This window comes from Pseudomonas sp. FP818, assembly GCF_030687335.1.
In the GTDB taxonomy this organism is placed as follows: Bacteria; Pseudomonadota; Gammaproteobacteria; order Pseudomonadales; family Pseudomonadaceae; genus Aquipseudomonas; species Aquipseudomonas shahriarae.
In genome coordinates, this window is sequence record NZ_CP117427.1 from 409361 (window position 1) to 430070 (window position 20710).

At 61.3% G+C, this 20710-nt stretch carries 15 protein-coding genes and 1 pseudogene; 13 read left to right on the forward strand and 3 right to left on the reverse strand.

Going from position 1 to position 20710, the window contains the following annotated elements:
- Positions 1-23 precede the first annotated feature (23 nt).
- A complete protein-coding gene (locus PSH80_RS01805) occupies positions 24-2465 on the reverse strand; it encodes a penicillin-binding protein 1A (protein ID WP_370693729.1) in 2442 nt (813 codons plus the stop codon).
- Positions 2466-2685: 220 nt separating this feature from the next.
- On the opposite strand from PSH80_RS01805, the gene pilM reads away from it, so the two are divergent.
- The 11 genes and pseudogenes from pilM (at position 2686) to hemE (ending at position 17340) form a co-directional block, all read left to right on the forward strand.
- On the forward strand, positions 2686-3339 hold the full coding sequence (gene pilM, locus PSH80_RS01810; protein ID WP_057958078.1) for a type IV pilus biogenesis protein PilM: 654 nt from the start codon (positions 2686-2688) through the stop codon (positions 3337-3339).
- Entirely contained in the window at positions 3339-3890 is a 552-nt protein-coding gene (locus PSH80_RS01815) for a PilN domain-containing protein (protein WP_057958079.1), read from the forward strand. Before pilM ends, PSH80_RS01815 begins: the two co-directional genes overlap by 1 nt.
- Positions 3887-4507 (forward strand): type 4a pilus biogenesis protein PilO, encoded by a 621-nt coding sequence (locus PSH80_RS01820; protein WP_057958080.1) that lies wholly within the window; start codon positions 3887-3889, stop codon positions 4505-4507. The genes PSH80_RS01815 and PSH80_RS01820 overlap by 4 nt, the downstream gene beginning before the upstream one ends.
- On the forward strand, positions 4504-5019 hold the full coding sequence (locus tag PSH80_RS01825) for a pilus assembly protein PilP (protein WP_305418947.1): 516 nt from the start codon (positions 4504-4506) through the stop codon (positions 5017-5019). Before PSH80_RS01820 ends, PSH80_RS01825 begins: the two co-directional genes overlap by 4 nt.
- A gap of 69 nt (positions 5020-5088) precedes the next feature.
- Positions 5089-6420 (forward strand): type IV pilus secretin PilQ, encoded by a 1332-nt coding sequence (locus PSH80_RS01830; protein ID WP_057958081.1) that lies wholly within the window; start codon positions 5089-5091, stop codon positions 6418-6420.
- A gap of 4 nt (positions 6421-6424) precedes the next feature.
- Positions 6425-6946, forward strand: a complete 522-nt coding sequence (gene aroK / locus PSH80_RS01835) for a shikimate kinase AroK (RefSeq protein ID WP_305418949.1) — start codon at positions 6425-6427, stop codon at positions 6944-6946.
- A gap of 147 nt (positions 6947-7093) precedes the next feature.
- Entirely contained in the window at positions 7094-8194 is a 1101-nt protein-coding gene (gene aroB, locus PSH80_RS01840; protein WP_057958082.1) for a 3-dehydroquinate synthase, read from the forward strand.
- A gap of 10 nt (positions 8195-8204) precedes the next feature.
- The gene (locus PSH80_RS01845) at positions 8205-9779 is read left to right on the forward strand and encodes an SPOR domain-containing protein (RefSeq protein WP_057958083.1); all 1575 of its coding nucleotides are present in this window, start codon (positions 8205-8207) and stop codon (positions 9777-9779) included.
- Positions 9780-10129: 350 nt separating this feature from the next.
- Positions 10130-14575, forward strand: a complete 4446-nt coding sequence (gene gltB, locus PSH80_RS01850; protein ID WP_120731332.1) for a glutamate synthase large subunit — start codon at positions 10130-10132, stop codon at positions 14573-14575.
- A 32-nt stretch (positions 14576-14607) separates the two neighbouring features.
- Positions 14608-16026, forward strand: a complete 1419-nt coding sequence (locus tag PSH80_RS01855) for an FAD-dependent oxidoreductase (RefSeq protein WP_034105894.1) — start codon at positions 14608-14610, stop codon at positions 16024-16026.
- Positions 16027-16267: 241 nt separating this feature from the next.
- Positions 16268-17340, forward strand: a pseudogene (gene hemE / locus PSH80_RS01860) (uroporphyrinogen decarboxylase).
- 133 nt (positions 17341-17473) lie between these two features.
- On the opposite strand, the gene PSH80_RS01865 reads toward hemE, so the two are convergent.
- Positions 17474-18691, reverse strand: coding sequence for an MFS transporter (locus PSH80_RS01865; RefSeq protein WP_233096771.1), 1218 nt, complete (start codon positions 18689-18691; stop codon positions 17474-17476).
- 172 nt (positions 18692-18863) lie between these two features.
- Here PSH80_RS01865 and PSH80_RS01870 point away from each other — a divergent pair, with 172 nt between their 5' ends.
- Together PSH80_RS01870 and PSH80_RS01875 are read left to right on the forward strand one after the other, a co-directional pair.
- A complete protein-coding gene (locus tag PSH80_RS01870; protein WP_198799425.1) occupies positions 18864-19757 on the forward strand; it encodes a LysR family transcriptional regulator in 894 nt (297 codons plus the stop codon).
- A gap of 53 nt (positions 19758-19810) precedes the next feature.
- The gene (locus tag PSH80_RS01875) at positions 19811-20011 is read left to right on the forward strand and encodes a type II toxin-antitoxin system PemK/MazF family toxin (protein ID WP_225923832.1); all 201 of its coding nucleotides are present in this window, start codon (positions 19811-19813) and stop codon (positions 20009-20011) included.
- A gap of 227 nt (positions 20012-20238) precedes the next feature.
- Here PSH80_RS01875 and PSH80_RS01880 read toward each other — a convergent pair whose 3' ends face one another.
- Positions 20239-20688, reverse strand: a complete 450-nt coding sequence (locus PSH80_RS01880) for a hypothetical protein (protein ID WP_057958088.1) — start codon at positions 20686-20688, stop codon at positions 20239-20241.
- Positions 20689-20710: the final 22 nt, after the last annotated feature.

Genomic DNA, 20710 nt, shown 5'->3' on the forward strand with positions numbered 1-20710 from the left:
GCACACAGTTGAATCTGTGTTGATCAGAACAAGTCGATCGGCGCAGATTCATCCGCCGGCAACGGGCTGCCCGGTGCCACGCCATTGCCCAGTTCATTCATCGACGGCGGCGTGTCTTCGCTCTTGAACAGTTCAAAGTACGCATTCGGCGTGCCCGGTGCGGCGGCGCGGCCGCTGATCGGGTCGATGCGCAGGCTGAGGATGCCTTCCGGCTCGGCCTGGGTGTGGGCCGGCTTGTCCTTGAGGGCGCCGCCCATGTAGCTCATCCAGATCGGCAGGGCGACGGTGCCGCCGTATTCGCGGCGACCGAGGCTTTCTGGCTGGTCGTAGCCGGTCCAGACGGTGGTGATGTAGTCGGCGTTATAACCGGAGAACCAGGCGTCCTTGGATTCGTTGGTGGTACCGGTCTTGCCCGCAAGGTCCGTACGGCCCAGGGCCAGGGCGCGGCGGCCGGTGCCGCGCTTGATCACGTCCTGCAGCATGCTGGTGAGAATATAGGTGGTGCGGCCATCGACAATCCGCTCCGCCACCGCTGGTGCGGCTGGAGCCGGCGTGGCATCAGTGGGTGCAGCACCGGGTGTCGGTTCGATGGTGATACCGCCGTTGGCCGGTGCAGCCAGGCCATCGCTGGCGACGACGCCGTTGGGCACGCTCGGTGGGTTGGCGAGAAACAGTGTGTCGCCGTTGCGGCTTTCGATCTTGTCGATCAGGTACGGCGTGACTTTGTAGCCGCCGTTGGCAAATACACTCCAGCCGGTGGCGATCTCCATTGGCGTGAGGGTCGCGGTGCCCAGGGCCAGGGACAGGTTTGGCGGCAGGTCCTGCTTGTTGAAGCCGAAGCGGGTCATGTAGTCGATGGTCTTGCCCACGCCCATCGCCTGCAGCAAGCGGATCGACACCAGGTTGCGCGACTTGTACAGCGCCTCGCGCACGCGGATCGGACCGAGGAAGGTATTGGTATCGTTCTTCGGACGCCAGACCTTGTCCAGGTACTCGTCGACAAACACGATAGGCGCGTCGTTGACCAGGCTGGCGGCGGTATAGCCGTTATCCAGCGCGGCACTGTAGACAAACGGTTTGAAGCTGGAGCCCGGCTGGCGCTTGGCCTGGGTGGCGCGGTTGTAGTTGCTCTGCTCGAAGGCGAAGCCACCGACCAGGGCGCGGATCGCACCGTTCTGCGGGTCCAGGGAGACCAGGGCGCCCTGGGCGACCGGGACCTGGCTGAATTTCAGACTGTCGTCCTTCTGGCGCTGCACGCGGATCAGGTCGCCGACCTGGGCCACATCAGATGGCTGCTTGGGCATCGGCCCCATGCTGTTGGTGTTCAGGAAAGGGCGGGCCCACTTCATGCTGTCCCATGCCACATGTTCTTCGCCGCTGCGGGTCAGGACCTGCACGCCATCTTTTTTAACCTGGGTGACGATGGCCGGATCCAGGCCGCTGATGGAGCGCTGCTTGCCCAGTTCAACCGTCCAGGCGCTCAGGGTCTTGCCTGGCAGGCGCGATTCCGGCCCACGGTAGCCGTGGCGCTGGTCATAGGCGATCAGGCCCTCATGCACCGCGTGGTTGGCGATTTCCTGCAAGTTGCTCGGAATGGTCGTGGTGACACGGAAACCTTCGGTGTAGGCATCGCTGCCATAGCGGCCGACCATTTCGGCGCGGGCCATTTCGGCGATATACGGCGCGCTGACCTCGGGCGTCGGCACGTGGTAGCTGGCGTTCAACGGCTCGGCCACCGCGCTTTCATAGGCGCTCTGGTCGATCTTGCCCAGCTTGTACATGCGCCCCAGGATCCAGTCGCGGCGCTCCTTGCTGCGGGCCGGGTTGGCCAGCGGGTTAAAGCGTGACGGGGCCTTGGGCAGGCCGGCAATCATTGCCATTTGTGCCAGGCTGGCATCACGAATCGACTTGCCGTAGTACACCTGGGACGCTGCCTCGATCCCATAGGCCCGATTGCCCAGGTAGATCTTGTTGACGTACAGCTCAAGGATTTCGTCCTTGGTCAGTTGGCGTTCGATCTGCAGCGCCAGGAGGATTTCCGTGGCTTTGCGCGAGAAGCTGCGCTCGCTGGTGAGGAAGAAGTTCTTCGCCACCTGCATGGTGATGGTGCTGCCGCCCGATTGAATGTGTCCGCTTTTTACCAGCTGCGTGGCTGCACGCACCAGGCTGCTGGGGTCCACGCCATAGTGGTTGGCAAAATTATCGTCTTCGGCCGATAACAGGGCATTGATGAAATTGGGTGGAATGTCGGCGAAACGGATCGGGGTGCGGCGCATTTCGCCGAACTCCGCGATCAGTTTTTCATCGCTGCTGTAGACCCGCAAAGGAATCTGCAACTGGATACTTCTCAGGGCCTCTACCGAGGGCAATCCCGGACTAAGGTAGAGATAGGCGCCGCTGAACACGAGCAGCAGCCCGCAAACGATAGCGACGAAGGAGTACCCGAAAAACTTCAGCAGACGAATCAAGGCTTTTGGATTTCCAGAGAAAAGAATGGGTTAGGTGTCGGGATAGGCATGACTAAGGATGTACCGACCCGACCTGCAGATAAAAAGCGGGAAAAAACGCTGGGCATTAAAGCATTTTTCGCCTCGGGGCGTCATGGGCGCCGCTCAACCGAGCCGACCGAATGCATCAAGCCCGGAACTGACCAGCCCTGAGACAGGCAAAGCTTTAGGGAGTTTTATGAGAAAGGGATTTTTCAGGCAAAAAGCCGATACCGTGCTGGGGGTGGACATCCAGGACAGCGGCGTGAAGGTTCTGGAGCTGGCCCGCGCCGGCGATGGATATGCAGTGCACGCGTATGCGAGCCAGGCTTTACCGGGGCATGCGGTAGTCGACAGTAATATCGTTGATCTGGAGGTTGTCGCGCAGACCCTTTCCAAGGCATTGTTCCGGGCGCAGACCCAGGTCGCCCATGCGGCGGTTGCCGTGGCGGGCCCTTCGGTGATCAGCCGGGTGGTTGCGCTGGAGGCGGGGCTTGAAGCAGGCGAGATGGAGCAGCGCCTGCGCTGCGAAGCTGACCAGTACATTCCTTATCCGTTGGATGAGGTTGCAATTGATTTTCAGGTCCAGGGCCCATCGAGTCGTGAACCCGGTTATGTTGATGTGCTGCTTGTGGCATGCCTCAAGGAGCAGGTAGAAGCGCGCGAAGCGGTGTTGGCCATGGCCGGCCTGGTTGCTCGAGTGGTGGATGTAGAGGCGTTTGCCCTGGCGCGGATGACCGATCAGGTGGTCGCCCGGATAGCGCCGGGGAGTGGGATCAATAGTGCACAATGGGCTGCCGATGCCCAGGGATTGCGGGTCGCCTGCGGTTTGGCCCTCAGGAGTTTCGATTGATGACAAGAATCAACCTTTTACCCTGGCGTGAAGAACGCGCTGAGCGCCGTCGCAAATTTTTCCTGATTTTCCTGTTGGCAATTACCACTATTGCCTTGGTCGCCGTCTGGCTGGCCGACCGGGTCATCGACCGCGCGATTGATCGGCAGGTGGCTCGTAACAACCACTTGAGCAAGCAAGTCACGGTATTGGATTCGCGTATCAAGACCATCGACGAACTGCGTGAGCAGCGTCAGCAACTGATGGAGCGGATGAAGGTGGTCGAAGACCTCCAGGGCCATCGCACATCGGGCCAGGAGTTGCTCGACCAGTTGGCCCGCGCCATGCCAGATGGGGTTCAACTGAGCGAGGTCAGCGTCAGTGGCACATCGGTGGAGGTCACTGGTACGGCGGTGTCCAGCGATGATGTCACCCGGCTGATGCGTAGCCTGGAAGCCTCCAATACCCTGCGTGCGCCTAATCTGCGCCATGTACGGGCCGAGGAGGGCGGTGCGAGTAGCGCCTTCCAGTTGATGGTGGACCATGGGGAGCATCAGGAGACGCTGCGGTGAGCCTTGGGTCCAGCCTGTCAGGGCTGGCACTCCCGCAACTCTCCACGCTGTACCGCAACACCGCCCACTGGCCTTTGGCTGGCCGGATTGTGGTGGGCGCGGTGCTTGCCTTGCTGGTGCTGATGGTCGGGAATGCTGTCTACCTGAGCAGCGCGCGCGAGGTCTTGCAGCGTCACGAGGTGGGAGAGATAAGCCTGCGCCAGCAGTTTGCTGCCAAAGCCCGGCAAGCCGCGCAGCATGACAGCGTGGTGCGCGAGCTTGAAACCCTGCGCACCGCCTTCACTGAACAGTTGCGCCAAATGCCGACGCTGAGGCAAATGCCCGGTCTGCTGGACGACTTCACTCGGCTGGGGCAGCTCAGCGGGGTACTGGTGGAGCAGCTCAGTGTGCTGGATGAACACGTGCAGCCGGTGTTCGTCGAGCGGCCGATGCAGCTCAAGCTGCTAGGCACCTATCACGACCTCCTGGCCTTCGTCAGTGGCGTGGCCGGGTTGCCGCAGATCGTTACCCTGCATGACTTTGTCATTCGCCCTGCGGATTCCGAGGGTGGGGCCTTGTTGAGCCTGACGATGCTCGCCAAGACCTACAGGTACAGCGAGCAGGGAGCATTGCCATGAGCCGTTTCAAGGTTGTGGGCCTGGGCCTGGTATTGCTTGCTGGATGCGACAGTGACCCGCAGTTGCAGGCACTGAATGACGAGTTGCAAACGATTCGCCAGCAAGCGCAGCCTCTTGCGGATGAGGTGCCCGTGGCGAGACCGGGATCACGGTTTGTCTCCAGCTCGCCACCCCTGCGTGACCCCTTCCAGCCGCCGGACCAGCCCGCCAGTCGTCCTACCGGCAAGCCTGGAGCTGCGCCGAACCTCGACCGCCCCCGGCAGTTTCTCGAAGGGTTTGCCGTGGATCAGTTCCAGATGGTCGGCACCCTGTCGCTGGGCGCGCAGAGGTTTGCCCTGCTACGCGGCGCGGCGGGTGTTCATCGCCTGGCGGTGGGGGATTACCTGGGGACTGATCATGGGCGCGTGGTGGCGATCCATGAGGGGCAGTTGGAGCTGGTCGAGCTTTTCCCCGATGGTGAGGGCGCCTGGCTTGAGCGTCCGCGCACTTTGGTATTGAACGTGAACTCATAACGGAAGCAAAAAATGAAAAGGATTATTTCGTCCTTCGGTGTGGCGCTATGGATAGCGTTCACAGCACCGATGACTGAGGCTGTGCCCAAGCGAATCGACCTGATTCAATTGCCTCCTCCCGGTAGTTCGCCCTTGAACACAGCGCGTGGCCCATTTACCGGCAACAGGCTGTCCCTCAACTTTCAGGACATTGAGGTGCGCGCCGTCTTGCAGCAGATTGCCGATGTGGCCGGGCTCAACCTGGTGGCCGGTGATGATGTGCAAGGCTCGATAACCCTGCGCCTCAAGGATGTGCCGTGGGACCAGGCCCTGGACCTGGTGTTGCAGGCCAAGGGCCTGGACCGGCGGGTGACCGCCAACGTGCTGCTGGTGGCCCCGGCCGAGGAACTGGCCGCACGGGAGTTGCTGGCCCTGGAGTCGCGCAAGTTGATGACCGAGCTGACGCCACTGCGTCGGGAGCTGCTGCAAGTCAATTACGCCAAGGCGTCTGAGCTGGCCAAGCTGTTCCAGTCGGTGACCGGGCTGGAGGGGGCGACCGATGAGCGCGGTTCGGTGACGGTGGATGACCGCACCAACAACATCATCGCCTACCAGACGGGCGAGCGCCTGGAGGAGCTGCGGCGCATCGTCAGTCAGTTGGATGTGCCGGTACGCCAGGTGATGATCGAGGCGCGGATAGTCGAGGCCAATGTCGACTATGACAAAAGCGTGGGGGTGCGCTGGGGCGGGTTGCTGCGCAGTAAAGGTAATTGGAGTGGGGGCGGGGTCGATAAAAAACCGTCCGGTGAGGGCGAGTCGCCCGATAGCTCACCGTTCGTTGACCTGGGCGTGGTCAGCCCGAGCTCCGGCCTGGGCATCGCCTTTATCACCGATAACGTGCTGCTGGACCTGGAACTCACGGCCATGGAAAAAGGCGGCAATGGCGAAGTGATCTCCCAGCCCAAGGTGGTCACCTCCAACAAGGAAACTGCGCGGATTCTCAAGGGCACCGAGATTCCTTACCAGGAAGCCACGTCCGAGGGGGCGACCTCGGTCTCGTTCAAGGAAGCCTCGCTGTCCCTGGAGGTGACGCCGCAAATCACCCCCGATGACCAGGTGATCATGGAGGTTCGGGTGACCAAGGATGAGCCCGACTACCTGAACAAACTCAACGATGTGCCGCCGATCAAGAAGAACGAGGTCAACGCCAAGGTTCTGGTCAGGGACGGCGAGACCATCGTCCTCGGTGGGGTTTTCTCCAAAAACCAAAGCAAGGTGGTAGATAAAGTGCCATTTTTGGGCGATGTGCCGTATCTTGGCCGCCTTTTCCGGCGTGATGTGGTTGCCCAAAGAAAATCCGAGCTGCTGGTATTCCTGACTCCGCGTATTATGAATAACCAGGCGATTGCTGTGAGTCGTTGATTCTGTGCGAAATTTGATTCTTGTAGGGCCGATGGGGGCTGGAAAAAGCACCATCGGCCGTTTGCTGGCCAAAGAGCTGCGCCTGCCATTCAAAGACTCCGATAAGGAAATTGAATTGCGCACGGGCGCCAATATCCCGTGGATCTTCGATAAGGAAGGCGAGCTGGGCTTTCGTGATCGCGAGCAGGCAATGATTGCCGAGCTGTGCGGCTGCGATGGCGTGGTATTGGCCACCGGCGGCGGCGCCGTGATGCGCGAGGAAAATCGGCGGCGCGCGCTGCATGCTGGCGGTCGGGTGATCTATTTGCATGCGTCGGTCGAGCAGCAGGTCGGGCGCACCGCACGTGACCGCAACCGGCCATTACTGCGCACCGCCAACCCCGAGAAAACCCTGCGGGACTTGCTGGCGCTGCGCGATCCGCTTTATCGGGAAATCGCCGATCTGGTGGTGGAAACCGATGAACGGCCACCGCGCATGGTCGTAATCGACATTCTCGAGCGCCTGCAGCAACTGCCGCCCCGTTAAGGCCAGGGCCGAAATGCGCTATCCTCGGCAGCGCGTTACAGCCGTCCGAGGTGTGGCGTAGAGCCATCAGGCAGCGTCCGATCTCGACGGTGCCGACAACGTTAATACAGGGCAGGATGCCTGCTTCCATCTTCAGCGCGGGGACACATGCAGACACTTAAGGTCGATCTTGGCGAGCGTAGCTACCCGATCCATATTGGCGAGGGTTTGTTGGACCAGCCCGAGTTGCTCGCGCCGCACATTGCCGGGCGACAAGTGGCGATCATCTCCAACGAGACCGTGGCGCCGCTCTACCTTGAGCGCCTGAGTCGCAGCCTTGCGGCGTATTCGGTGATCTCGGTGATTCTTCCCGACGGCGAAGCCTTCAAGAACTGGGAAACCCTGCAGCTGATTTTTGACGGCCTGCTCACCGCGCGCCACGACCGGCGGACCACGGTAGTGGCCCTTGGTGGCGGCGTGATCGGCGACATGGCCGGTTTTGCGGCGGCCTGTTACCAGCGTGGTGTGGACTTTATCCAGGTGCCGACCACCCTGCTGTCCCAGGTCGATTCGTCGGTGGGCGGCAAGACCGGGATCAACCATCCCCTGGGCAAAAACATGGTTGGCGCGTTCTACCAGCCCAATGCTGTGTTGATCGACACCGCTACCCTCAACACCTTGCCGCCCCGCGAGCTGTCGGCGGGCCTGGCGGAAGTCATCAAGTACGGGTTGATCTGCGACGAGCCGTTCCTGACCTGGCTTGAAGAGCACGTCGATGCCTTGCGCAACCTGGATCAGGTGGCGCTGACCGAAGCTATCTCCCGCTCCTGCGCGGCCAAGGCGCTGGTGGTCAATGCCGACGAACGTGAGTCTGGTGTGCGTGCCACCTTGAACCTGGGCCACACCTTCGGCCATGCGATTGAAACTCACATGGGCTATGGTGTCTGGTTGCATGGAGAGGCCGTAGCGGCTGGCACAGTGATGGCGTTGGAGATGTCGCAACGCCTGGGCTGGATCAGTGTCCAAGAGCGTGATCGCGGTATCCGCCTGTTCCAGCGCGCCGGGTTGCCGGTCATCCCCCCTGAGGAGATGACCGAGGCTGATTTCCTTGAACATATGGCGATAGACAAAAAAGTGATCGATGGTCGTTTGCGTCTGGTGCTGTTGCGCCGAATGGGCGAAGCGGTAGTGACCGACGATTATCCGAAAGAGATTCTACAGGCCACGCTGGGAGCGGATTACCGCGCCCTGGCCCAGCTGAAAGGTTAACCAGATCCCGATGACTAGTTTGCATGCCGACGAGGCTTTCCTCGGCCATTACCAGTTGAGCCACGACCCTTTTGCGCCACGGGTTCCCGGTTTCAAGTTTTTCCCTGCGCAGCGCAAGCCGGTGCTGGGGCAGTTGCATCACCTGGCGCGCTACAGCCAGTTGCTGCTGGTGGTCACTGGCCCTCTGGGCAGCGGCAAGACTTTGCTGCGCCAGGCCCTGGTGGCCAGCACTAACAAGCAATCGGTGCAGAGCGTGGTGGTTTCCGCCCGTGGTGCCGGCGATGCGGCAGGCGTGTTGCGCCAGGTTGCCCAGGCGCTGGACGTGGCGAATGCCGAGCCCACCGCCATTCTCAAGCAAGTGGTGCAGTTGGGCCTGACCGGCCAGGAAGTCTACCTGCTGGTGGACGATGCCGAGCAGCTCGACGAGTCCGCTCTGGAAGCGTTGCTGGCCCTGGCGGCGGGTACGCCGGAAGGTCGTCCCCATGTCTTCCTGTTCGGTGAGGCGTCGCTGATTGCCGATCTGGAGCAGCTCAGTGGCGAGCAAGAGCTGTTTCACGTCATCGAATTGCAGCCCTACGAAGAAGAAGAAACCCGCGAGTACCTGGCCCAGCGCCTTGAAGGTGCCGGCCAGGGCATCGAACTTTTCTCTGCCCAGCAGATCTCTGATATTCACGAAAGCTCCGACGGCTGGCCTGGCACCATCAACCAGGTTGCCCGCGATGCAATGATCGAAGCCATGATTGCCAGCCGCTCTGCGGTTAAGCGTCCAAAGATGGGGTTCACCATGCCGAAGAAACACGTACTGGCGATTTCTGCCGTTGTCGTGGTTGCCGTAGCCGCCGCCTGGTTGATTCCTGGCCGCAGCAAGGCACCGACCGCACCAGGCGCGCCTACCGAGCAGGCACAACTGCCACTGGGCAAGCCCACCACCAATGGCGCACCTGCCGTTGAGTTTGCCGGTTCCGGCCAGCCTACCAACCTGCCGATGGTTGGCCAGCCGGTCATGCGTGGCCCGTTGGCAGAAGAGGCCGGCGCCATCTCCGAAGGCGACGACGGTGTGCCGGTAGAAGGCTCCAGCGCCACGCCGCCGACCGTTACCACCGTAGCTCCGCCACCTGGTGAAACAGCCAGCCCGGCACCTGTGCCGGCGGCCAAGCCAACGCCTGCGCCGACCCAGGTTGCCACCGCCAAGCCAGCCCCGGCGCCAGTGGTCAAGCCGACGCCAGCCCCGGTGGCCAAGCCCGCGCCAGCCGCCAAGCCTGCTGAAAAACCGGTGACCGTGGCCAAGGCTGCTGCCGGCAGCGGCTGGTACGGCAGCCAACCGGCCAAGAACTATGTGGTGCAGATCCTCGGCACCAGCTCCGAAGGCAACGCCCAGGCGTTCGTCAAAGAGCACGGCGGCGAGTACCGTTACTTCAAGAAAGTGCTCAACGGCAAGCCTCTCTACGTGATCACCTACGGCAGTTTCCCGAGCCGTGCGGCTGCCGATTCCGCTATCAAAGCCTTGCCAGCGAAGGTCCAGGCTGGTAAACCTTGGCCTCGCACTGTTGCCAGCGTTCAACAAGAACTCGCAACAACTCGCTGAAGAACCGGCGACCTTACCCAGGTCGCCCTCCCAGCACCTCAAAAAAACTACAACAGCGTGCAGCCCTGAAGGCCGCGCGCTTTGTGGTGTCTGCGCCACAGTGGCTTTTGAGTAGTAGCAGTCAGAATTAAAAAAGTTTTGACTAGCACAGCATATCGCTTTAAACCTTTCATAAATGCGACATAGATTTGCGACAGTTCGTCGCCAAATTTGTGGGCGTCTGTGTCGGTGTGTACAATGACCTCCCTTTTGCCCCCGCTAAGCCGGCGTACGTTCGGCGTGGAAGGTAACCGGTTGAATTGAAAAGAAATTTGCCTCGAAATAAGAGGCAGCCTGGTGAGAAAGTGTCTATGAAAGCAGGTCTGTACCAACCCGACGAATTCAAGGATAACTGTGGTTTCGGCCTGATAGCCCATATGCAGGGCGAACCCAGTCATACCCTTCTGCAAACGGCTATCGAGGCCCTGACCTGCATGACCCACCGCGGTGGGATCAACGCCGACGGCAAAACCGGTGACGGTTGTGGCTTGCTGATTCAAAAGCCCGACCTGTTCCTGCGCGCTGTCGCCAAGGAAACCTTCGGCGCCGATTTGCCCAAGCAATACGCGGTGGGCATGGTGTTCTTCAACCAGGACCCGGTCAAAGCCGAGGCCGCTCGCGAGAACATGAACCGCGAGATCCTCGCTGCCGGCCTGCAACTCGTTGGCTGGCGCAAAGTGCCGATCGACACCAGCGTGCTCGGCCGCCTGGCCCATGAGCGCCTGCCGCAGATCGAACAAGTGTTTATCGCAGGCGACGGCCTGAGCGACCAGGACATGGCGATCAAGCTGTTCACCTCGCGTCGCCGTTCGTCCGTGGCCAACGCCCTGGACACCGATCACTACATCTGCAGCTTTTCCCACAAGACCATCATTTATAAAGGCCTGATGATGCCGGCGGACTTGACCGCCTTCTATCCGGACCTGAGCGATGAGCGCCTGCAAACCGCGATCTGCGTGTTCCACCAGCGCTTCTCCACCAATACCCTGCCGAAATGGCCGCTGGCCCAGCCATTCCGCTTCCTCGCCCACAACGGCGAGATCAACACGATCACCGGCAACCGCAACTGGGCCGTGGCCCGTCGCACCAAGTTCGCCAACGACCTGATGGACCTCGAAGAGCTCGGCCCACTGGTCAACCGTGTGGGTTCCGACTCCTCGAGCATGGACAACATGCTCGAACTGATGGTCACCGGCGGCATCGACCTGTTCCGTGGCGTGCGCATGATCATTCCGCCTGCGTGGCAGAACGTCGAGACCATGGACCCCGATCTGCGGGCGTTCTATGAGTACAACTCGATGCACATGGAACCGTGGGACGGCCCGGCCGGGGTGGTCATGACCGATGGTCGCTACGCGGTGTGCCTGCTCGACCGTAACGGCCTGCGCCCGGCGCGTTGGGTGACCACCACCAACGGCTTCATCACCTTGGCTTCGGAAGTTGGCGTGTGGAACTACCAGCCTGAAGACGTGATTGCCAAAGGCCGCGTCGGCCCTGGTCAGATCCTTGCCGTGGACACCGAAACCGGGCAGATCCTCGACACCGATGCCATCGACAACCGCTTGAAGTCGCGTCACCCGTACAAGCAATGGCTGCGCAAGAACGCCCTGCGCATCCAGGCGACCATGGAAGACAACGACCACGGTTCGGCGTTCTATGACGTCGACCAGCTCAAGCAGTACATGAAGATGTACCAGGTCACGTTCGAGGAGCGCGACCAGGTGCTGCGCCCACTCGGCGAGCAAGGCTACGAGGCGGTCGGCTCCATGGGCGACGATACGCCGATGGCCGTGCTGTCCCAGCGCGTGCGCACGCCGTATGACTATTTCCGCCAGCAGTTCGCCCAGGTCACCAACCCGCCGATCGACCCGCTGCGTGAAGCCATCGTCATGTCCCTGGAAGTGTGCCTCGGTGCCGAGCGCAATATCTTCCAGGAATCGCCAGAGCACGCTTCGCGCGTGATCCTCAGCTCGCCGGTGATTTCCCCGGCCAAGTGGCGTTCGCTGATGACCCTGGAGCGTCCAGGCTTCGACCGGCAGATCATCGACCTGAACTACGACGAGAGCCTCGGCCTGGAAGCCGCTGTGCGCAACGTCGCCGATCAGGCTGAAGAAGCCGTGCGCGCCGGTCGTACCCAGATCGTGCTGACCGACCGCCATATCGCCCCAGGCAAGCTGCCGATCCACGCTTCCCTGGCTACCGGCGCGGTGCACCATCGCCTGACCGAAAAAGGCCTGCGTTGCGACTCCAACATCCTCGTCGAAACCGCCACCGCCCGCGACCCGCACCACTTTGCGGTGCTGATCGGCTTTGGCGCCTCGGCCGTTTACCCGTTCCTCGCGTACGAAGTGCTGGGCGACCTGATCCGTACCGGTGAAGTGTTGGGTGACCTCTACGAGGTATTCAAGAACTACCGTAAAGGCATCACCAAGGGCTTGCTGAAGATCCTGTCGAAGATGGGCATCTCCACCGTCACCTCTTACCGTGGCGCGCAGTTGTTCGAGGCCATCGGCCTGTCGGAAGAAGTCTGCGAACTGAGTTTCCGTGGCGTGCCAAGCCGCATCAAGGGCGCGCGTTTCGTCGATATCGAAGCCGAGCAGAAAGCCCTGGCCTTGGAGGCCTGGAGCGCGCGCAAGCCGATCCAGCAAGGTGGCCTGCTCAAGTTCGTGCACGGTGGCGAATACCACGCCTACAACCCGGACGTGGTCAGCACCCTGCAAGCCGCTGTGCAGCAGGGCGACTACGCCAAGTTCAAGGAATACACCGCGCTGGTGGATAACCGCCCGGTGTCGATGATCCGCGACCTGTTCCAGGTGAAAACCCTGGACACGCCGTTGGCTATCAGCGAAATCGAACCACTGGAGTCGATCCTCAAGCGTTTCGACTCTGCCGGTATCTCCCTGGGCGCCTTGTCTCCCGAGGCCCACGAAGCCCTGGCCGAAGCCATGAACCGCCTGGGTGCGCGTTCCAACTCCGGCGAAGGTGGCGAAGACCCGGCGCGCTACGGCACCATCAAGAGTTCGAAAATCAAGCAGGTCGCCACTGGCCGTTTCGGCGTAACCCCGGAATACCTGGTCAACGCCGAAGTGCTGCAGATCAAAGTCGCCCAGGGCGCCAAGCCCGGTGAGGGCGGCCAACTGCCAGGCGGCAAGGTCAACGGTCTGATCGCCAAGCTGCGTTATGCAGTGCCGGGCGTGACCCTGATTTCGCCGCCGCCGCACCACGACATCTACTCGATTGAAGACTTGTCGCAGCTGATTTTCGACCTCAAGCAAGTCAACCCGCAGGCCCTGGTCTCGGTGAAACTGGTCGCGGAAGCCGGCGTCGGCACCATCGCCGCTGGCGTGGCCAAGGCCTATGCCGACCTGATCACCATCTCCGGCTATGACGGCGGCACCGGCGCTTCGCCGCTGACCTCGATCAAGTACGCCGGTGCACCGTGGGAGCTGGGCCTGGCCGAGACTCACCAGACCCTGCGCGGCAACGACCTGCGCGGCAAGGTCCGGGTGCAGACCGACGGAGGCCTGAAAACCGGCCTCGACGTGATCAAGGCCGCGATCCTCGGCGCCGAAAGCTTTGGCTTCGGTACCGCACCGATGATCGCCCTGGGCTGCAAATACCTGCGCATCTGCCACCTGAACAACTGCGCGACCGGCGTGGCCACGCAGAACGAGAAGCTGCGCAAGGATCACTACATCGGCACCGTCGACATGGTGGTGAACTTCTTCACCTACGTCGCCGAAGAAACCCGTGAATGGCTGGCCAAGCTCGGCGTGCGCTCCCTGGAAGAGCTGATCGGGCGTACCGATCTGCTGGACATCCTCGAAGGCCAGACCGCCAAGCAACAGCACCTGGACCTGACGCCGCTGTTGGGCAGCGATCACATCCCGGCAGACAAGCCACAATTCTGCCAGGTGGATCGCAACCCGCCGTTCGACAAAGGCCTGTTGGCCGAGAAAATGGTCGACATGGCCGGCTCCTCGATCAATGACGCCAGCGGTGGCGAGTTCGCCCTGGATATCTGCAACTGCGACCGTTCCATCGGCGCGCGGATCTCCGGCGAAATCGCCCGCAAACACGGCAACCAGGGCATGGCCAAGGCGCCGATCACTTTCCGCTTCAAGGGCACTGCGGGCCAGAGCTTTGGCGTGTGGAACGCCGGCGGCCTGCACATGTACCTCCAAGGCGACGCCAACGACTACGTGGGCAAGGGCATGACCGGCGGCAAGCTGGTGATCGTTCCGCCAGCGGGTAGCATCTACAAGACCCAGGACAGTGCCATCATCGGCAACACCTGCTTGTACGGCGCTACCGGTGGCAAGCTGTTCGCTGCCGGTACGGCCGGCGAGCGTTTCGCCGTGCGTAACTCCGGTGCCCACACCGTGGTCGAAGGCACTGGCGATCACTGCTGCGAGTACATGACCGGTGGTTTCGTCTGCGTCTTGGGCAAGACCGGTTACAACTTCGGTTCGGGCATGACTGGCGGTTTCGCCTACGTGCTGGACCAGGACAACACCTTCGTCGACAAGGTCAACCACGAGTTGGTCGAGATCCAGCGGATCAGCGGCGAGGCCATGGAGTCCTACCGGAACCACTTGCAGCACGTGCTGGACGAGTACGTCGAGGAAACCGGCAGCGAATGGGGTCGTAACCTCGCCGAGAACCTCGATGATTACCTGCGTCGTTTCTGGCTGGTCAAGCCCAAGGCTGCCAACCTGAAATCGTTGCTTTCCAGCATCCGTGCCAACCCGCAGTGATATGCGCCTGAAGAGTTTGATGAGGTTTTAACATGGCTGAACGTCTGAATAACGACTTCCAGTTCATCGATGTCGGGCGCAAAGATCCGAAGAAGAAACTGTTGCGTCAACGCAAGAAAGAGTTCGTGGAGATCTACGAACCCTTCAAACCCCAGCACTCGGCCGATCAGGCCCACCGCTGCCTGGGGTGCGGTAACCCGTATTGCGAATGGAAGTGCCCGGTGCACAACTTCATTCCCAACTGGCTCAAGCTGGTGGCCGAGGGCAATATCCTCGCCGCCGCCGAGCTGTCGCACCAGACCAACACCCTGCCGGAAGTCTGCGGCCGGGTTTGTCCCCAGGATCGTCTGTGCGAGGGTGCCTGCACCCTCAACGACGGCTTTGGTGCGGTGACCATCGGCTCGGTGGAGAAGTACATCACCGACACCGCGTTCGCCATGGGCTGGCGCCCGGACATGTCCAAGGTCAAGCCGACCGGCAAGCGCGTGGCGATTATCGGCGCGGGCCCGGCGGGCCTGGGTTGTGCTGACGTGCTGGTGCGTGGCGGTGTGACCCCGGTGGTGTTCGACAAGAACCCGGAAATCGGTGGCCTGCTGACCTTCGGCATCCCCGAGTTCAAGCTGGAAAAGACCGTGCTGAGTAATCGCCGCGAAGTCTTCACCGGCATGGGTATCGAGTTCCGTCTCAACACCGAAATCGGCAAAGACATCACCATGGAGCAACTGCTCGAAGAATACGATGCGGTATTCATGGGCATGGGCACCTACACCTACATGAAGGGCGGCTTTGCCGGTGAGGACCTGCCGGGCGTGTATGACGCGCTCGACTTCCTGATCGCCAACGTCAACCGCAACCTGGGCTTTGAAAAGTCGCCGGAAGATTTCGTCGACATGAAAGGCAAGAAGGTCGTGGTACTGGGCGGTGGTGACACCGCGATGGACTGCAACCGCACGTCGATCCGCCAGGGCGCCAAGTCGGTGACCTGTGCCTATCGCCGTGACGAGGCCAACATGCCGGGCTCGCGCAAAGAGGTGAAGAACGCCAAGGAAGAAGGCGTGAAATTCCTCTACAACCGCCAGCCGATCGCGATTGTCGGTGAAGACCGCGTCGAAGGCGTGAAGGTGGTCGAGACCCGTCTCGGCGAACCGGACGCCCGGGGCCGCCGCAGCCCCGAGCCGATCCCGGGTTCCGAAGAGATCATCCCGGCTGACGCCGTGGTCATCGCTTTCGGCTTCCGCCCAAGCCCGGCGCCGTGGTTCGAGCAGTTCCAGATCCAGACCGACAGCCAGGGCCGCGTCGTGGCCCCGGAACAAGGCCAGTACAAGCACCAGACCAGCAACCCGAAAATCTTCGCCGGTGGCGATATGGTGCGCGGCTCTGACCTGGTGGTGACGGCGATCTTCGAAGGCCGCAACGCCGCCGAGGGCATCCTGGACTACTTGCAGGTCTAATACTGATCCCCCTGGAATGGGATCAAAAATGTGGGAGCGGGCTTGCTCGCGAATGCGATCTAACAGTGACCAGATATGTCCACTGACAACCCGCATTCGCGAGCAAGCCCGCTCCCACATTTGTTTTGCGGTGCTTTCATGTCCGCGACAAATTGACCCGATAGACAAAAGGCTGACCTGTAACCGTGCCTTTTGCGTCCGGCTCTGAGAAAATGCCCGCACTTTTTTTGCGGATGCCGACATGACTGCCCTCAAGAACGACCGTTTCCTTCGTGCCCTGCTCAAGCAACCCGTAGACGTCACCCCCGTGTGGATGATGCGTCAAGCCGGTCGCTACCTGCCGGAGTACCGCGCCAGCCGCGCCAACGCGGGCGATTTCATGAGCTTGTGCATGAACCCGGAGTTCGCCTGCGAAGTCACGATGCAGCCGCTGGACCGCTATCCACAACTGGATGCGGCCATTCTTTTCTCCGATATCCTGACCATCCCCGATGCCATGGGCCAAGGCCTGTACTTTGAAACCGGCGAAGGTCCACGCTTCAAGAAAGTGATCAGCACCCTGGCCGACATCGAAGCCCTGCCGATCCCGGACCCACACAAAGACCTCGGTTACGTGATGGACGCCGTCAGCACCATCCGCCGTGAACTCAATGGCCGCGTACCGCTGATCGGCTTCTCCGGCAGCCCGTGGACCCTGGCCACCTATATGGTCGAAGGCGGTTCGTCGAAAGACTTCCGCAGGACCAAGGCCATGCTCTACGACAACCCACAAGCCATGCACTTGCTGCTGGACAAGCTGGCGCAGTCGGTCGTGTCCTACCTCAACGGCCAGATCATGGCCGGCGCGCAAGCGGTGCAGATCTTCGACACCTGGGGCGGCAACCTGTCGGCGGCGGCGTACCAGGAGTTCTCCCTGGCCTACATGCGCAAAATCGTCAGTGGCCTGATCCGCGAACACGAAGGCCGCAAAGTGCCGGTGATCCTGTTCACCAAGGGTGGCGGTCTGTGGCTGGAAAGCATCGCTGATGCGGGCGCCGATGCGCTGGGCCTGGACTGGACCTGCGACCTGGGCGAAGCCGTCGCCGTCGCCGCGTCGGCAACCAGGTGGCCCTGCAAGGCAACATGGACCCGACCGTGCTCTACGCCAAGCCGGAAGCGATCCGCGCCGAAGTGGGCCGCATCCTCGCCAGCTACGGCAAGGGCAGCGGCCACGTGTTCAACCTCGGCCATGGCATCACCCCGGAAGTGAACCCAGAGCATGCAGGCGCGTTCCTGCGTGCGGTGCATGAGTTGTCGGCGCAGTATCACGAGTAAGCATCAGCTAATAAAAAACCGGCTCAGGCCGGTTTTTTATTGGCTGACGATTGTTGTAGGAGCCGGCTTGCCGGCGATGACATGCCTGAGCCTTGTGGTGATTCTTCGGGCCACATCGCTGGCAAGCCAGCTCCTACAGTTTGAGCGGTGGCAACTTGGCCAGCTTCAACGCCACCAGCAACGCCACGATCAGCAGCGCGACGATAAACCCGCCAATCCCGTTCCATCCGGCGTAATGCCAGAAAAACCCACCGGCCGTCCCGGCAATGCTCGACCCTGCGTAATAGCTGAACAGGTACAGCGACGACGCCTGCCCCTTGGATTGCAGGGCGCGGCGGCCGATCCAACTGCTGGCTACCGAGTGGGCGCCGAAGAAGCCGAAGGTGAAGATCAGCATGCCGATGATGATCAGTGGCAGCGGGCTGAACAGGGTCAGGGTGATGCCGGCCAGCATCAGCACAATCGTGGCCCAGAGTACGCGACGGCGGCCGAGGCGGTCGGCCAGCGAGCCAATCTTCGCCGAGCTGTAGATGCCCGACAGGTACACCACCGACAGCAGGCCCACCACCGCCTGGCTCAGGTCATAGGGATCGGCCAGCAAGCGGTAGCCGATGTAGTTGAACAGCGTGACAAACGCCCCCATCAACACAAAGGCCTCAAGAAACAGCCAGGGCAGGCCGGCATCCTTGAAGTGCATGACGAAACCGTTGATCAGGTTGCGCGGCTTGAGGCTGCTGGCGCGGAAGTTGCGCGAGGGCGGCAGAATCTTCCAGAACACCGTCGCCGCAATCAGCGCCAGTGCGCCGATGATCAGCATTGCCGTGTGCCAGCTGACAAAGTCGATCAATACGCCAGTGATCAGGCGCCCGCTCATGCCCCCAATCGCGTTGCCGCCGATGTACAGGCCCATGGCCAGGCCGATGTGCTGCGGGTGGATCTCTTCGCTGAGGTAGGTCATGGCCACGGCCGCCAGGCCACTGAGGGACAGACCGAGCAGCGCGCGCATCCACAGGATGCCTTCCCAGGTCGGCATCAGGCCGCTGGCGATGGTGCACACGGCTGCGCAGAACAGCGAGGTGACCATCACCGGTTTGCGCCCCAGGCGGTCGGAAATCGGCCCGGTGATCAGCAGGCCAAAGGCGAGCATCGCGGTGGAGACGGAGAGGATCAGGCTGCTCTGCGCGGCGTTGATGGAAAATTCGTGGGACAGCACCGGCATCATCGGCTGTACGCAATACAGCAGGGCAAAGGTGGCAAAGCCCCCGGAAAACAGCGCCAGCACTGTACGCATAAACAACGGCGTACCTTTTTCGATGTACACGTCGTTGAGTTGCGCCACCACCTCATCCAGGGCAGTGGGCGGACGTTCTTGGGCAAGCGGAGCGACAGCAGCTTTCACGCGGGACCTCGGGAAGCAAAGGCAGCCAGGACTGGCCATGCAAAAAAGAATATAGCTGGCTAATGATTCTTTCCAATATATTGTTCGACCTGTTTGATAGCTTTTACGACCTAATGAGGTTTTCATGGAATTACGCCACTTGCGCTACTTCATCGCCGTGGCTGAAGAGCTGCATTTCGGCCGGGCCGCCCAGGTCCTGGGCATCTCTCAGCCGCCCTTGAGCCAGCAGATCCAGGCGCTGGAGCAGGAGGTCGGCGCCCGGTTGTTCGAACGCACCAATCGTCGGGTCGAGCTGAGCGAGGCCGGGCGCTTGTTCCTCACGGAAGCCCGCCTGGTACTGGCCCAGGTCGACAAGGCTGCGGATGTGGCACGCCGAGCGCAGTTGGGGGAGCTGGGGGAACTGAAGATTGGCTTCACCTCTTCGGCGCCGTTCAACTCCAGCATCCCACAGGCGATTTTTGCTTTTCGCCAGGCCTTCCCGGCAGTGCATTTGAATTTGCAGGAGATGAGCAGCACCGAGGTGGCTGATGCGCTGGGGGATGAAACGATCCAGGTCGGCTTGATGCGCCCGTTGCCATTGCCCGATGCATTGAGTGTCGTAGAGCTGATGCGTGAGCCCCTGGTGGCGGTACTCAGTGCCGGGCATCCGTTGGCGCAAGGCAGCGAGCGCGGTTTGCACCTGACGCAGTTGGCTGAAGAATCCTTCGTATTCTTCCCACGGGCCTACGGTAGTGGTTTGTACGCACAGTTGATCAACCTGGCCCGCGATGCCGGTTTCAGCCCGCACTTCGCCCAGGAGGCGGGCGAGGCCATGACCATCATCGGCCTGGTGGCGGCGGGGTTGGGAGTCTCGGTGTTGCCGGCGTCATACCAGCGCATCCGCATCGACGGTGTGGTCTACCGCACCTTGCTCGACCCGGAGGCGGTAACGGCAGTGTGGCTGGTTCAGCGCAAGGACCAGCAGTCACCCATGGCCAAGGCGTTTGTCGAGCTGCTGACGCGTAAGGCGTTGGTGTAGCGGCGTTCACATATCAGGTACCGGAACCGTTTGTTTTTCACTGAGTGACATGGATGACACTTCTCTATCAGCCCAAAGAAGGCAGTGTGTTGATTCGTGATTTTCGAGGCTATGAGGTGCCGGAAATCATCAAGATCAGACCCGTCATTGTGATACGCAGGCACAGGACCAATAAGCTGTTGGTAACGGTTGTGCCCCTAAGTACCACGGCGCCGCAGACGGTACTCGCACACCACTTGCAGCTTGAAAGCTAACCCAGTGTGCTGGGCGAAATGCGACAGCGTTGCCACCGTCAGCCTTGGACGACTTGATCGAATCAAGCGTAAGGATCGGCATGGCAAACGAACTTACAAAATCGCTGAACTTTCCAGTGAGCAGTTTTTAGCTGTTAAGGCCAAGCCAGCCTGCTTGTGAAGAGGGCGCCGAAAGGCGCCCTTTGTCGTTTCTGGTGCAAGGTAGATGCCGGTTTTTCAGGCGCCGATCAGTTCTGCTTCGACGTCCCCGTCTCCTTGAACAACTGCGCCGCGGTACCCGCTTGCGCGGCGCCGTTAGAGCGCAACGCGGCCATGATGTCGCGGTCGAGCATGCTCACCCAGCGGTTGTAGTTGCGATGGATCTTGCCGTTCTTGTAGCCCAGTTCCTGGCTGTCGCGATACGTGATGGCGTAGCTGGTGCCGGTGTAGCGAATGTCGATTTCGGCGTAGTAGCGGTTGCGCACATTGATCTGGGCCTGGATCAGGCGTGGGTCGGCGCGTTGCACGGTCCAGTTGCGCTTGTCCAGGGCGGTGAGGATGCTCTGTTTCATTTTCTCTTCACTGACCTGCTCGTTGGCGGCAAGCGCGTGCTGGGTGTTGAGCACCGGCTTGCTGGTGCAGCCGGCAGCGGTCAGCAGCGTCAGGGCGATAAGGGTGGCGCGTAGCAACGAAGACATTGCGTTCTCTCCAATCAAATAA

Coding starts and splice junctions, on each gene's coding strand:
- pilM (WP_057958078.1), top strand. CDS start 2,686: ATGAGAAAGGGATTTTTCAGGCAAAAAGCCGATACCGTGCTGGGGGTG.
- PSH80_RS01815 (WP_057958079.1), top strand. CDS start 3,339: ATGACAAGAATCAACCTTTTACCCTGGCGTGAAGAACGCGCTGAGCGC.
- PSH80_RS01825 (WP_305418947.1), top strand. CDS start 4,504: ATGAGCCGTTTCAAGGTTGTGGGCCTGGGCCTGGTATTGCTTGCTGGA.
- PSH80_RS01830 (WP_057958081.1), top strand. CDS start 5,089: ATGACTGAGGCTGTGCCCAAGCGAATCGACCTGATTCAATTGCCTCCT.
- aroB (WP_057958082.1), top strand. CDS start 7,094: ATGCAGACACTTAAGGTCGATCTTGGCGAGCGTAGCTACCCGATCCAT.
- PSH80_RS01845 (WP_057958083.1), top strand. CDS start 8,205: ATGACTAGTTTGCATGCCGACGAGGCTTTCCTCGGCCATTACCAGTTG.
- gltB (WP_120731332.1), top strand. CDS start 10,130: ATGAAAGCAGGTCTGTACCAACCCGACGAATTCAAGGATAACTGTGGT.
- PSH80_RS01855 (WP_034105894.1), top strand. CDS start 14,608: ATGGCTGAACGTCTGAATAACGACTTCCAGTTCATCGATGTCGGGCGC.
- PSH80_RS01870 (WP_198799425.1), top strand. CDS start 18,864: ATGGAATTACGCCACTTGCGCTACTTCATCGCCGTGGCTGAAGAGCTG.
- PSH80_RS01875 (WP_225923832.1), top strand. CDS start 19,811: ATGACACTTCTCTATCAGCCCAAAGAAGGCAGTGTGTTGATTCGTGAT.
- PSH80_RS01880 (WP_057958088.1), bottom strand. CDS start 20,688: ATGTCTTCGTTGCTACGCGCCACCCTTATCGCCCTGACGCTGCTGACC.